Consider the following 13116-nt stretch of genomic DNA (forward strand, 5'->3'; position numbering starts at 1 on the left):
ACGGTGGCTGCCGCATCCCCGACCCGCACGAAGGTGCTGTGGTTCGCGCGCCTGGAATACCGCTTCCACGCGTGGCGCGAGCGGCGCGCACGGGCCCGGGGTCAGCGCGCGAGCGTCTCGGCCTACCCCGGCTACGGCGGCGAAGACTGGGTGCGCGTGCTCGGCCGGGTGCTCATCGTGCCGCCGCTTCCGACGCGTCACGGCGGCGCCTACGCCGCCGTGCGGGGGTGGCGCAGCTTCGCCGCCGTGCCCATCGGCTTCGCGCAGGTGACCGTGACGATCGACGGCGTCAGCCACGAGGTCGTCGCCGACCGCGGCGGCGTCATCGACACCGTGCTGCCCGCGTGCCTGGCGCCCGGCTGGCAGCCGGTGACGATGTCGGTCGAGGAGTCGGAGCCGTTCGAGACCCGCGTGTTCATCGTGGGCGCCGACGTGCGGTTCGGCGTCATCTCCGATGTCGACGACACCGTCATGGTGACGGCGCTGCCCCGTCCGCTCGTCGCGGCGTGGAACTCTTTCGTCCTCGATGAACACGCCCGGCAGCCCGTGCCGGGCATGGCCGTGCTGCTGGAACGGCTCGTGCGCGACCACCCCGGCGCACCGGTGATCTACCTGTCCACCGGCGCGTGGAACGTCGCGCCGACGCTGCAGCGCTTCCTGCAACGGCACCTCTTTCCGGCGGGGTCGCTGCTGCTCACCGACTGGGGGCCGACCCACGACCGCTGGTTCCGCAGCGGCCGCGAGCACAAGCAGGAGAACCTGCGTCGCCTCGAGCGCGAGTTCCCCGCCGTCACGTGGGTGCTGATCGGCGACGACGGCCAACACGACGACGACCTGTACACGGCCTTCACGAGCGACTTCCCCGACCACGTCGCCGCCGTCGCGATCCGTCGGCTGTCGTCGGCCGAGGCGGTGCTCGCCGGCGGCCGCACCGCCGTCAACGACCACTCGGCCGCGGGCGTGCCGTGGGTCACGGGCGACGACGGCGCGGCCCTGCTCGCCCGCCTGGCCGAGGTGGGCGTCGTCGGCGAGGACGGTGTCGGAGCCGCCACGTAGGCTGGCAGCATGTGCGGACGATTCGTCGTGGCGGAAACCGGTGCCGAGCTGGCGAGCGTGCTCCGCGTCGACCTCGAGAGTGACGAGCTGCCCCCGCCGTCGTTCAATGTCGCACCCACCGATCGGGCCGCGATCGTGCTCGACTCGGCCAAGACCGAGCCGCCGACCCGCAGGCTCGAGCCCGCGCGATGGGGACTGGTCCCCAGCTGGGCCAAGGCCCGTCCCTCGGCGCCCGCGCCGTCAACGCCCGCTCCGAAGAGGTCGAGAACAAGCCGATGTTCCGGCAGGCGCTGATCGCCAGGCGCGCGGTGGTGCCGGCATCCGGGTACTACGAGTGGAAGAGCGAAGACGGTGTGAAGACGCCGTACTACATCCATCCGACCGACGGCGGGCCGCTTCTTTTCGCAGGACTGTACGAGTGGTGGAAGGATCCGACGAAGGATGCCGACGACCCCGCCCGCTGGCTTCTGAGCTTCACGATCCTCACGCGCGCTGCCGTCGGCCACCTCGGCTCGATCCACGACCGGATGCCGCTGTTCATCGACGCCGACTACGCCGACGTCTGGCTCGACCCGACGACCGACAACGTCGGCGACCTGCTCGACGCCACGATCGATGCCGCCCCTGCGCTCGTCGATGCGCTGAGCATGCGCGAGGTCGGCCGCGCCGTCGGCAACGTCCGCAACAACTCCCCCGACCTGATCGACCCGGTCGGTGCGCAGGATCCCCCGCGTGCAAGAGCGGGTGCGAGCGTGTAGTAGGCTTGCAGGGTTGCCGCGCGCGGCGACGATGGGCCTGTGGCGCAGCTGGTAGCGCACCTGCATGGCATGCAGGGGGTCAGGGGTTCGAGTCCCCTCAGGTCCACCCCAAGTGTCTTATGGGAACACGTGACATGCGTAGATGTCGAGTGTTCCCGTTTGGCTTCTTTGCCTCCGTCGTCGTCTCCGCTCGCGTGTGCTTCGCGGATGATGGGTTATCGGCAAGAACGTGTGGATGGGCTCGCGCGTGTCATCCTCTGTCGGCCCAGCCTTGGCGTAGCCAGAGGCCTTCGTCTGCGGTGAGGCCGGTGTCGTAGAGCGCGGGGCCGGGATCTGGTTCGGTCAGTAGTGGTCGGTGCTGTTTTGGCGGGTTGATGACTTTGTCCGTGACGAAGGTGTGCGCGGTATGGAGGAGCCCTGCTCGTTTGATGAGCACCCATTCCGCGGCGCGCATCTGATGCTCACGGTTCATACCTCGGTGGAGGCGGAGTGTTTGCTTGATGGGGTGGTTGATGCCGCCCTCGAGGCGGCTCGTGGTCTTCGGGCAGCCGGTGGTGAGGTAGGTGAAGAGGTGCTGCTTCTTGATGAGGTCTGCGAGGAGTCGATAGGCGCGGCGGAGCCGTTCATGGGTGTACCACCATTGTTTTCCGGTGGGTGAGTCCCAGAGCCCATTGGCGAAGCGTTTCTTGGCGTAGGTGCGTTCAGTGGTGAGGTGCCCGTACTCGCTCCACCGGTCATTCACGAGCTGTAGCCAGTGGGTAGCTTCGCCGGTGGTGTCGATGTGTAGGAGAATGCGCCCGAGCCCAAGCAGCGCTTGCCCTGCCGGGGTACGTGGTTTCAGGGTGAGGTGGGTTCTGAGGTTCATCCAGACGTGGAATAGGCATCGCTGAATCAGCGTGTCTGGCCAGGCTTCTCGGAGGGCTGCTTGTACTCCAGTGCCGCCGTCGCAGACGACGAGCGGGGTGGGAACCTGGCCTAAGAGCGCCGTCCAGGCGGCGGTTCCTTCGCTCGAACACCACTGCCAAGCCAAAGGGGTCTGGTGCTCATCGGTGGCGATGAGGAGGCCGTGGTCTGCGAGGTAGGTGCCATCGATGAGCGCCACCCGGGGTGGGTCGGTCACCTTGGGGAGTGCGGGGCGGATGCGCCAGCACCAAGCGGTCTGGTCACGGAATGATCTGCCAGTGAGCCCATCGCTCTCGGCCTGTGACTGCTTCCCGAGGAGCCAGTTGAGGAACCGATCGAGCTGAGCCTTACGAGTGACATCGTCACGTTTTCGGCTCGAGGAGATGCCGCAGCTCGGACACTTCCACCGCTGGCTTCCTGCTGCGGTCTTACCGTTCTTCACGAGCTTGGCATCGCATAGCAGACAACGGGTCGTATTCAGGCTGATCGGCACAGTTAAGAGTTCCGGAGCATAACAATCCTTGTTTTACCGCAGAATCACGCGGCTAGATGAGCATCCCATCCACACGTTTCTGCCTATAACCCCGGATGATGGTTGCGAACGGCTCGGCGAGGCGTGGGCGGAGTTGTTCGTCGTCGGTGGTGTTGAGCCGGGTGTAGAACGCTTGGCACGCGAGTCTGCGGTCGGCGTCGCCGGATCGGGCGTAGGCATGGTGGGCGTCGGCGAAGTGCGCGGCGAGCAGTTTGTCGCTCTCTGATTCGAGCTTGGCGCGGTTGGCCATGAGGTCGGCGATCTCTTGGTCACGGCCTGCCGTGCGCGCATCGAACGCGGCGTCGACTTGGGCGGCGAGGTCGCGGTTTGTGGCGTCGCTGATCGTGATGGAAGCATAGGAGTCCGCGACCAGGCGTTCCGCGACTGCGACGGGCACCGCCCTGCGTGTGCAGGCCGTCTTCTTGGCGGCGCGGCCGGAGCAAACGACCAAGCAGACGGCACTCAAAGACCGGCACGACCGCGAATGACGGCGCCCTCCTCGCGCAAGAGCTGAGAGCCGACCGAGTACGCCGCGACCCGACACGATCGAAGTTCATCCGTCCAGAGCGAGAAGCCCGCGACGCCCGTGCGCAAGCAGCCGCCGCACTGGTCGAGACGAAACGGGCAGCGGCAGAACAGACTCGACGGCTTGTCGATGAACGAGCACGGCGACTCCGCGCGCCATCTACGCCGGACACCACTCGAAGCGATCCGTACTCTGGCCGTCCAGGGGTCGGATTCTGAGTCTGGTTCGAACGGCGGTTTTGCGGTTTCAATCTATTCGATGGCCCGTATCGTGCTTGACGGCCACAGACCATTTCATCGACGATTGCGTCATCCGGTAGCGAGGTATTGGAGCGACACCAGCGCCAGTGCGATGACGGCCACGACCCCGAGATCGACCAGTAGCAGAAAGCGCATGATCGGCCCGCGCGGCGGCGGCTCGGGGCTCAGCCTGGCTGCCAGTTCTACGCGGGCTGGTGCGGCCATAATCAGCAGCGCGGCCGACACATTGTGCGCGCCCATTGCGAGCAGTGGATCGGCGCCGATGAGGTGGGCGGCGGATGCCTGCGTGCTGGCGAACATAGCGTTGGCGCCGGTGTTGGAGCCGGTGAGGAACCCGCCGAGTGCGCCGACGAACGGGAGTGCGAAGAGGTACCCGTCACCGAGGCTGGCGAGGGCGTTCGCCACCGCGGTCGACATGCCCGAGACGGCCATGACGATGCCGAAGATCAGGAACATCGCGGTGGCCGGGCCGACGTGCGTCCAGGTGTGCAGAGTGTAGGCGGCGGTCGGCCTCGTGTGGCTGCGGTGCCCGATCAGTGCGACGGCGGTGGCGATGAAGAGCCACACCGCGGGCGAGGCGAGGTAGCGCAGCAGTGTCTCCTGCGCGCCGAGCAGGCGCACAAGAATGCTCATGGCGACGACGCCGCCGAGCAGCACCTCATACGGTACGAGCGCCCGCCCCAAGCCGAGCGGAGCTTGAATGCGGACGCCGCGGGCACGGCTCAGTGCGAGATGGACGAGCAGCGTGAGCAAGGCACCGATGGCACCGGCGGCCGGGGTGCCGATCAGGAGGTTCGCGCCCAGCACCCCGGCGCACAGTAGCGAGCCCGAGCCGCACGCCGCGATGACGCCGGCCACCCGCTTGCCCGGTTCGGCCGTGAGCAGTGCGGCCGCGATGCCGACGCCGATGAAGACGGGCAGGCTGTAGAGCGCGCTGACGACGCCGAGCTGCTGATAGTCGACCCCGCCGAGCTCGGCCGCGACGAGGGTGCCCGGCCCGAGCGACCCCCAGGGCACCGCGCACAGGCCGAGCAGGCCGATCGTCACCGCCTTCCGGCTGGTGAACCCGAGTGCGATGAGCAGGGGAACGGCGATGATCGCGCCGATGCCGAATCCCGTCAGCGATTCCGCGAAGGGTGTTGCGCCATGCACGATGGCCAGCACCGGTGCGACGCCGGTGCCGAGCGAGCCGCGCAGCCAGCTCGCGGTGATGCCCTGGGCTCCCGTGCGGCGCCCGGCCTCGGCGAAGGCGACACCGCCGGCGATGATCAAGAGCACCTCGACCACGAGCGGCCACCAGGCGCCCAGCGCGTCAAGCGAGGTGCTCGCATCCAGGCCGAAGCGCCACACCGCGACGGCGACCGCCGCTATGAGACCGATCGCGGCTGCTCGGGTTGAACTCTGCCGCAGGAGCAGCATGACCACGATCAGCAGCATCGGCGTGGCCGCCAAGAGCAGATTCATGATTGGTACTATACTCAAAGCAATGTTCGTATCTGAAAATTTGTGTGAAGGAGTCGGCTCGTGACCGATGGTGTTCCCGCGCGCTTCGGCTCGGCAGTCAGGGCGCGTCGCGCCGAGCTTGGGATCACGCTCGACCAGCTCGCCGACGCCAGCGGCGTCTCCACCGGCTCGCTGTCGAAGATCGAGCGCGGCGCGCTGAACCCGAGCCTGAGCAACGCGCTCGCTATCGCGGCCGGTCTCGGCAGCGACCTCAGTGAACTGCTCGAACAGACGCCGGAGCCGGTCGTGCAACACGAAGCCGATGCGCAACAGTTCATCGACCCGGACACCGGGGTGCGACGCACCCTCCTCGCACAGCCGAGCGCACGCGTCCGCCTTATCCGCTACGTCATCCCGTCCCACACGACAACGGTCGACTTCGCCCCGCACGGTGCGAATACCGCCGAGATCTTCCACGTCACGCAGGGCGCCTTGCGCGTGCTCATCGACGGGAGGGAGCCGATCGACCTTCGCGCGGGCGACACCGTCCAGACCCCTGGCGACCGCAGGCATCGCCTCGAGAATCCGGGCGACGAGCCGAACTGCTTCTTCATCGTCATGGCACCCACGCGCGGAAGCTAACCGCGCGTGGGTGCCATCACACGAAGCGGAGCGCGGCGCTGGCGCTGTCAACGCGTCTTCGCCCACACCGTGCCCCGGTGAACCCCGAACCGACGCGCCACGGCGGTCACGCTCACGCCCTGCGCGCGGGCTGTTCGCATAGTGTCCACTTCCTGGCCCGTGAGCCGTGTTCGAGGTCGTTTCTTTGGTTCAGCCGACGCGCCGATCAACGGGTCATCAGCCCCGTGCTCGGACTCCGCTTCTTCGCGGATACCTTGATTCCATGCGGAAATAAGCCTCTCAACCCGTGGTCGCCTGTTCCCGCAGCGTTCCATTGCGTCCACAATTTCAGACGTACTAGAACCGCTGACATCGGAAGATTCGGGTGTTGGTGCGAGGGCGGCGAACGGGCCCGGAGTATGGCGACCTTCGGAAAGCAGTTGTCGCGACGGCTTATTCAGCGGATGTGTTGCTGGCTGGTTCTTCCGTGGGAACGAGGTGTCGCAGCTCGCCCCGCGAGGTGCCGGACAGCGAGGGACTGGCGGATCATGCGTGGATGCCGATCCGGTCGAGGGCGGCCGCGAGGCGGGCGCGTTGTGGTTCGGTGAGGCCGATGATCGGCAGCGGTGTGCAGTGCCGCGTGGCGAGGCCGAGCTGTTCGGCGAGGGCGGCGATGGTGCGGAAGCTGCCGAACTCTCCGAACAGCTCCCACAGCGGGTCGAAGCGCTCGGACTTGGCCTGGGCGTCGGCGGCGCGCCCGTTTTGCGCGGCGCGGGTGATGGCGAGTGCCGGTTCGGGCAGGGTACCGCCGAACACGGAGTACCAGGCATCGCAGCCCGCGTTGAGCCCGGCGGCCCCGAAGCGGTCGCCCGAGACACCGACCGTTACCCGCTCGGGGATCACCTCCCGGATGCGCTCAACGTGGGTGCGTGCCTCTTCCGGGTCGGCGGGGACGCCGGGGATCTTGATCGAGGCAACGCCGGGCAGTTGTGAGAGGCGCGCGTAGAGGTCGAGGGTGAACGTGAAGTGCGTGGTGGCGGGGTTGTCGTAGACGATCACCGGGAGGCGGGTGTGCTCGGTGACGGTGCGGAACAGCTCGAACACGTCCTCGTCGGTGAGGGGCTGGTAGCTCGCCGGGGCCAGCAGCACCCCGGCGGCCCCCGCTCGTTCGGCGGCAGCCGCGTGCGCGAGGACGTGGGAGGTGCGCAGCGCCCCGATGCCGACGAACACAGGGATACCGGCTGCGTGCTCGACCGCAAGCTGCCCGACCCGTGTGCGCTCCTCGGCCGAGAGGTAAACGTAGGAGCCGGTCGAGCCGAGTGCCGTGATGGAGTCGACACCGGCTGCGGCGAGACGCTGCACGAGCCGGATGAACGCCGACTCGTCCACCCGATCATCGACGAGCGGGGTGAGCGGGAACGCGCTGAGACCCGTGAACTGCACCATTGCTCGACTCTAGCCTCGACCTAATCATCGGGCTCCTGGCAGCAAGCGGCGATGGGGTATGCTTGACGTATTCTGCCCCGCCGTCCTCCGGGATTGGCGGGGTTTTTTCTTACCCAACGGAGGGACGGATGAGCGATGCCGTGGACCGGGTGGTCGTCTTCATGGACTACCAGAACGTCCACGGCTGGGCACGCCGCCAGTTCCTCCCGTTCGGCGCCGATCCCTCCGACGGGCACGTCTTCCCGCGCAAGGTCGGTGAACTCCTCACCGCTCGGCGGAGGCGCGAGAGTGAGTTGATGGAGGTTCGTGTCTACCGCGGGAGACCCAACCCTGAGCGTCAACCCGGTGCTGCTCGTGCAAACGACCGGCAGACGGACATGTGGGAACGCTCAGATCAAGTGACGGTGGTCCGGCGCAACCTTCAATACCCCTCTGACTACCCGGCGTCGCGAGCGACGGAGAAGGGCATCGACGTCGCGATCGCCGTGGACATGATCCGCTTGGGCATGTCCGGACATATGGACACGGCAATCCTGTTCTCCTCCGACAACGACCTCATGCCCGCCGTTGAAGTGCTCTGGACGATACCCCAGTGCCATGTCGAGGTCGCCTCCTGGTCGGGAGCGCACCGCATCCGCTTCCCCGGCACCCAGCAGCCCTGGTGCCACCACCTCAACGAGACGGACTTCACGGCCGTTCGTGACACCTACGACTACTCCGACAAGCAGTAGCGGCAGGTCTTACCCCTCAAGTGCTGCGGGTCTTCGCCCACACCGTGCCGCGATGCACGCCGAACTGCTTGGCCAGCGCGTTGACGCTCAGGCCGTTGGCGCGGGCTGTTCGCATAGCGTCCGCTTCCTCGCCGGTCAGCTGCATTCGGGCTCGTCTCCATGGCTCGGCAGCGGCCCCGAACAGGGTGTCATCTGGCCCGCCGTCAGGTTCGACCTCCGGCCCCGCGGTCGAGGTCGTTTGACGACCAGCCGTTGACACCATCGACGGGCTGCAGGACTTCGGGGCCGCCGTGGCGGTGAGACTGGATGGCCCACATGGTCTATCTCTTTCGAGTGCTCGGAGTTCTTCCTCCGACTGATCGGCTGCCGAGAAGCACCCGCGTGATGGCGTGCACGGCGAGTATCACCGGCAGCGCGCTGGCCGCGACTGCCGATGATCGTGCATCGTGTTCACGTACGCCGTTGTCCAGAAGCACACGGCGCGCCCAGAGCCAAAAGGGAATCACGACAATCGGTGCCGTCACGACGCCCGTGGTGTAGCGACGAAGGGCCAGTGCGCTGGCGATGTGCGTAAAGCCATGCGCTCCGAACGCGAGCAACACACCTCGGAAGCATGCCGACTTCCCGCTGCTTCGAGCGCCCGCCAGAGCTGCCGATCCGACCAGGGCCGACATGATCGCGATGCCCACGCTCGCATGTGCCTGCGAAACGCCATGTGCTCTGAAGTCCTTCGGGATGGAAACCCAACGTGGCAGTGCCGATAATGTTGCGCGTGACGTTGACGGCATGGTGATGAGTTCTTCAGCGTCGTGCACCGCGAACGCGATGAACAGGCCTATGGAGGCCTTGGTCATACGATTCATCGTTCCTCCCGCCGGTTACGCTACCATGAGTATCGTAACCGGCGTCAAGTACGAGAAGGCGGCACAGTGACGAACCACGTTGGCGGACGTCCGCGTGACAGCAAGGTCGAAGCCGAGGTCCTCCATGCGACAGTCACGCTCCTGCGCGACCGGGGCTACGCTTCATTGCGCATCAACGACATCGCCGAGGCATCAGGTGCCGCCAAAACGACGATCTACCGCCGGTGGCCGACGCTGACTCACCTCGTTGTCGCGGCCATGGAACACGCAATCGGCGACCGATCATTTCACGAGAGCGGTGACATCGCAGCCGACCTCGACGGGCTGATCGAGACTGCTTTCGGTGCGTTCACGGGAGAAGGCGCGTCGCTCATCGCTGTCGCGTTGGACATCCATCGCCAAGACGATCCAGATCTCCGCGCCGGCTACCGCGAACGCATCATCGACCCCGTTCGTCAGCAAGCGATCACGATCATCGATGCCGCCAAGGAACGCGGCGCACTCAGTGGCTCGACTGAGTCGGAAGCCGTTGTGGACGCGGTGATCGGAGGACTCATCTATCGCAGGGCCGTTCTTGCAGAGGATGTGTCCATCGAGCAGGCGAAGACGTTCTGGCGACGCGTGATCAGAGTTCCCCTGAGTGAACCACAAGCTGCATCAGGCGCGGTGCGATAAGACAGCCCTCAAGAGACCGTCGTCGACGTTAATTCGCTCGAGTGCCGGGATTGCGTGTGTGGGCGTTGGGTGAGCAGGATGCCGACGAGCACGACCGCTGTGCCGATGAGCTGGAGCACGTCGACCGGCTCAGCCAGGATGAATGCCCCGAGCGCCACGCCGACGACGGGTGTCAGATACGTCACCTGCGACGCGCGGACGGGCCCCCAACTGGCAGTGATGCTCGTGTTCCACAGGTAGCCGATCCCGGTGGAGAAGACACCGAGGATGAGCATCGCTGTCACGATCATCGCGTCCACCGAGCGCGGTGCCTCCAACGCGCCCGTCCACGGCGCCACGGCGGCGCTGAGGAGAGTGGCGATGAGGAGTTGAACTGTCGTCAGCGACAGGGGGTCGAGGGTGCCGCGCTTGGCTGCGGGAGAGTGCAGGAGCGTCCGCATCCAGGTGTACGCACAGCCGTAGGAGAGCGTGGCAAGGAGACAAGCCATGACGGCCGGCCAGTGAAGGCCAGACACCGTCTCTCCGGCACGTGCGCCCTGCCACGGTGAGACGACGAGGACGATCCCCGCCGCACCGATGAGAATGCCCCAGACCTGCACCGAGCGGAGTCGTTCGCCACGGAGGGCGACCGCGCTGACCAAGAGAGTCATCAGTGGTGTGGCGGCATTGAGGATCGCGCTCACTCCGGAAGGAAGGAACTGGCCTGCCCAGGAGTAGAGGGCCACCGGAATCGCGAACAGCAGCACAGCCGTCACCGCGAGATTCCCGAGGAGACGGGGCTCGCGAGGCCATGCGCGTCGTGTGACCAGCATGACGGCAGTCAGGGTCAGCGCCCCGAGCGCGAGGCGCAGGAGACCGACCTGTGCAGGGGTGAGTCCGCGCAGTCCGACCTTGATGAGCAGAAAGCTCGCTCCCCAGAGCACGCCCAGCACGAGGAACAGGATCGCTGTCGGCACGGGTCGGCTTCTCACTCCCCCATCGTGTGACCTCACCTAGCATGAGATAAATCGAACGGCATCATGTGAGCATAAGGAATACTCATGGCGATCACACTGGCCCAGCTCCGCGCGTTCGTCGCGGTCGCAGACCACGAGGGTTTCGCCGCTGCCGCCGACGAACTGGGCGTCACCCAGTCCGCAATCTCTCACGCCGTAGCGACGTTGGAAGGAGAGCTGGGACTGTCCCTGCTCCATCGGCGCCCCGCGCTGTGTCTCACCACGCTCGGTGACGATGTGCTCGGCCATGCCCGCGCTGCGCTTGCCTCAGCTGACGCCCTCGTCCTCACCGCCCGACAGCGATCAGATGACCGCGGCGGCACGGTGCGACTCGGGGTGACCTCGACGGTGTGTTTTGGCCTGTTGCCGCAGCTCCTTACACGTTGGCGGGATGCCGCGCCGCAGATCACCGTGCGCGTGTTCGAGGGCGATGATCCAGAGCTGCTGTCTTGGCTCGAAGACGGCACCGTCGATGCTGCCATCCTCATCAACCCCGAACGGCCGCATGCCGATGCGGTCGCAGTCGGCGACGATCGGTACTGCGCAGTGGTCCGCGACGACCATCCACTGGCGAACAGTGAACACATCGCCGTCGAGGAGCTGCTTGAAGACGCGATACTCGTCTCCGGTGGCGGGTGCGGGCCGGACATCATCGCGCTGCTGCGCTCCCGGCGGCCAGAGTTCACGCCGGCTCAGCGCGTCTACGACAACGCGGCCCTGCTGAACCTCGTTGCGGCCGGGCTCGGCGTGACGGTCTTTCCCTCGATCGGGGTGGGCATGCTCGCATCGGGGACCCGGATGATCTGCCTCGAACCATCCATCACCCGCACCATGATCTTCAGCGGGCCTACTCGGCGGCCCTGGAACCCCCTGGTGACGCGCCTGCGCGACGCGCTCACGCCGACCGAAATCCACTCGGAGGCACGGGCGGGGTAGCGGTTCGCGCCGCGAAGCACCCTCAGGGCACGGTCACGACGCCTTTGCCCACTCGATACGATCCGCACACGTTGTCCCGACGACCGGGCCGCAGCATCCTGGGAAAGGTGCGGGTGCTGCCGGTCACCTGGGGAGTTGTTCGATGCATCGGCGCAGGTAGTTCCGGCTGGGAAGGTCGGTGCAGAGGTCGTGAGCACGCTGCAGTGCCGTCCGGGCGGCCTCGGTCTGTCCCGTGTCACGCAGCAGCGCCCCTCGTGCCGCGTGGAACGCTTGGAAGGTGCTGATCGCGGGATAGTGCTGCGGAAGGGTGTCGAGTTCCGCCAGGCCCGCGGCGCCGTCGGCGGCTCGGGCGATCGCGACCGCTCGCGCAACCTGCGCACCCATGCTCGGCGTCTCGGCGATGAGTGCGTCGTAGAGCCCGGCGATGAGCGGCCAGGGCGTCTCGTCGGTCGCCGTGCTCGTCGCATGCGCCGACTGGATCGCCGCCTGCAACTCATAGGCCCCGGGCGCTCCCCGGCGAGGATGATCCAGGCCGTCGTGCAGGATGCGACGCGCTCGCGCGATGAGGTGCTGATCCCACCGCGTACGATCCTGCGCTTCGAGCGGAACGAGCATGTCGCCGACGAGCCGCGCCGCGGCGCGGGAGTGCAGAAAGAGCAGAAGCGCGGCGAGCCCGCGAACCTCGTGGTGCTCCGGGCATTCGCGCAAGAGCAGTTGGCTGGCGTGGATGGCTTCCTCGACCACGAGCTCTCCCGATCCCGCGGGGGCGATGCGGAGCCAGTCGACGGAGTAGGCCGCATAGATCGCGTCGAGCACGGCGTGGATGCGGCCGTCGTCGAGGTGTTCGGGAATCTCGAACGACGCGCGGTTCGCACGGAGCTTCTGTTTCGCCCGCACGAGCCGCTTGGCGAGCGTGGCGACCGGCAGCGCGAACGCGGTGGCGATGTCGGCGGTGTTCACGCCGAGCGCGACGTGCAGGATCAGCGGAGCATGCGCGCTGCGGTCGAGTGCCGGGTGCACGCAGGCGAACAGCAGGACGAGGGTGTCGTCTCTGCCGGGATGAAGCTCCGCTTCGAGCGAGTGGCTGAGCCGATCGGTGAGCGCAGTCGAGGTTCTGCTCGCGGCGGAGCGGAGCGTGTCGCGGATCCGATTGCGGGCGGCCGTGATGAGCCACGCGCGCGAATCGTTCGGAGGGTTCGACGGCCACGTCTTCAGTGCGGCCTCGATCGCGTCGCTGAAGCCGTCTTCGGCGAGCTGGAGGTCGCCGCACCAGCGCGTCAGCGCGCCGATGAGCCGAGCGCGATCCTCCGTGACGATCCCGAGAAGGGCATCGCTGGTCGCGTTCGACTCTTCGGCGCGCACCATGCGGCT

General features: G+C 66.9%; 12 protein-coding genes, 1 tRNA gene and 1 pseudogene. 7 read left to right on the plus strand and 7 right to left on the minus strand.

Going from position 1 to position 13116, the window contains the following annotated elements:
• The first annotated feature begins 3 nt into the window (after positions 1–3).
• The 3 genes and pseudogenes from QM720_RS12525 to QM720_RS12535 all read left to right on the plus strand — a co-directional run bounded on the left by QM720_RS12525 (position 4) and on the right by QM720_RS12535 (position 1920).
• Entirely contained in the window at positions 4–1056 is a 1053-nt protein-coding gene (locus tag QM720_RS12525) for an App1 family protein (RefSeq protein ID WP_415127003.1), read from the plus strand.
• Between the two features lie 9 nt (positions 1057–1065).
• A pseudogene (locus QM720_RS12530) lies at positions 1066–1814 on the plus strand (SOS response-associated peptidase).
• Between the two features lie 33 nt (positions 1815–1847).
• Positions 1848–1920, plus strand: a tRNA-Ala gene (locus QM720_RS12535).
• 144 nt (positions 1921–2064) lie between these two features.
• Here the strand turns inward: QM720_RS12535 and QM720_RS12540 are convergent.
• The 3 genes from QM720_RS12540 to QM720_RS12550 all read right to left on the minus strand — a co-directional run bounded on the left by QM720_RS12540 (position 2065) and on the right by QM720_RS12550 (position 5499).
• The gene (locus QM720_RS12540; RefSeq protein ID WP_415127005.1) at positions 2065–3210 is read right to left on the minus strand and encodes an IS1249 family transposase; all 1146 of its coding nucleotides are present in this window, start codon (positions 3208–3210) and stop codon (positions 2065–2067) included.
• A 52-nt stretch (positions 3211–3262) separates the two neighbouring features.
• Positions 3263–3646, minus strand: a complete 384-nt coding sequence (locus QM720_RS12545) for a hypothetical protein (RefSeq protein WP_415127007.1) — start codon at positions 3644–3646, stop codon at positions 3263–3265.
• 437 nt (positions 3647–4083) lie between these two features.
• A complete protein-coding gene (locus QM720_RS12550) occupies positions 4084–5499 on the minus strand; it encodes an L-lactate permease (RefSeq protein ID WP_415127009.1) in 1416 nt (471 codons plus the stop codon).
• Positions 5500–5559: 60 nt separating this feature from the next.
• Between QM720_RS12550 and QM720_RS12555 the strand changes: the two genes are divergently transcribed.
• Positions 5560–6120: a helix-turn-helix domain-containing protein gene (locus tag QM720_RS12555; protein WP_415119332.1), complete on the plus strand. Its 561-nt coding sequence runs from the start codon at positions 5560–5562 to the stop codon at positions 6118–6120.
• Between the two features lie 525 nt (positions 6121–6645).
• On the opposite strand, the gene QM720_RS12560 is transcribed toward QM720_RS12555, so the two are convergent.
• Positions 6646–7545, minus strand: coding sequence for a dihydrodipicolinate synthase family protein (locus tag QM720_RS12560; protein ID WP_415127011.1), 900 nt, complete (start codon positions 7543–7545; stop codon positions 6646–6648).
• 128 nt (positions 7546–7673) lie between these two features.
• Here QM720_RS12560 and QM720_RS12565 point away from each other — a divergent pair, with 128 nt between their 5' ends.
• Positions 7674–8276, plus strand: coding sequence for an NYN domain-containing protein (locus QM720_RS12565; RefSeq protein ID WP_415127013.1), 603 nt, complete (start codon positions 7674–7676; stop codon positions 8274–8276).
• Positions 8277–8596: 320 nt separating this feature from the next.
• On the opposite strand, the gene QM720_RS12570 is transcribed toward QM720_RS12565, so the two are convergent.
• Positions 8597–9130 carry an HXXEE domain-containing protein gene (locus QM720_RS12570; protein WP_415127015.1) on the minus strand — a complete coding sequence of 178 codons (534 nt, stop codon included), beginning with the start codon at positions 9128–9130 and terminating at the stop codon, positions 8597–8599.
• Positions 9131–9205: 75 nt separating this feature from the next.
• Between QM720_RS12570 and QM720_RS12575 the strand changes: the two genes are divergently transcribed.
• Positions 9206–9814 (plus strand): TetR/AcrR family transcriptional regulator, encoded by a 609-nt coding sequence (locus QM720_RS12575; protein WP_415127016.1) that lies wholly within the window; start codon positions 9206–9208, stop codon positions 9812–9814.
• Positions 9815–9822: 8 nt separating this feature from the next.
• Here QM720_RS12575 and QM720_RS12580 read toward each other — a convergent pair whose 3' ends face one another.
• Positions 9823–10770 (minus strand): DMT family transporter, encoded by a 948-nt coding sequence (locus QM720_RS12580; RefSeq protein ID WP_415127018.1) that lies wholly within the window; start codon positions 10768–10770, stop codon positions 9823–9825.
• 84 nt (positions 10771–10854) lie between these two features.
• Between QM720_RS12580 and QM720_RS12585 the strand changes: the two genes are divergently transcribed.
• Positions 10855–11745: a LysR family transcriptional regulator gene (locus QM720_RS12585; protein ID WP_415127020.1), complete on the plus strand. Its 891-nt coding sequence runs from the start codon at positions 10855–10857 to the stop codon at positions 11743–11745.
• A gap of 123 nt (positions 11746–11868) precedes the next feature.
• Here QM720_RS12585 and QM720_RS12590 read toward each other — a convergent pair whose 3' ends face one another.
• Positions 11869–13110, minus strand: coding sequence for an RNA polymerase sigma factor (locus tag QM720_RS12590; protein WP_415127022.1), 1242 nt, complete (start codon positions 13108–13110; stop codon positions 11869–11871).
• Positions 13111–13116: the final 6 nt, after the last annotated feature.

This window comes from Microbacterium sp. (genome assembly GCF_047602155.1).
GTDB lineage: Bacteria > Actinomycetota > Actinomycetes > Actinomycetales > Microbacteriaceae > Microbacterium.

Coding starts and splice junctions, on each gene's coding strand:
- QM720_RS12560 (WP_415127011.1), bottom strand. CDS start 7,545: ATGGTGCAGTTCACGGGTCTCAGCGCGTTCCCGCTCACCCCGCTCGTC.
- QM720_RS12590 (WP_415127022.1), bottom strand. CDS start 13,110: ATGGTGCGCGCCGAAGAGTCGAACGCGACCAGCGATGCCCTTCTCGGG.
- QM720_RS12570 (WP_415127015.1), bottom strand. CDS start 9,130: ATGACCAAGGCCTCCATAGGCCTGTTCATCGCGTTCGCGGTGCACGAC.
- QM720_RS12585 (WP_415127020.1), top strand. CDS start 10,855: ATGGCGATCACACTGGCCCAGCTCCGCGCGTTCGTCGCGGTCGCAGAC.
- QM720_RS12550 (WP_415127009.1), bottom strand. CDS start 5,499: ATGAATCTGCTCTTGGCGGCCACGCCGATGCTGCTGATCGTGGTCATG.
- QM720_RS12565 (WP_415127013.1), top strand. CDS start 7,674: ATGAGCGATGCCGTGGACCGGGTGGTCGTCTTCATGGACTACCAGAAC.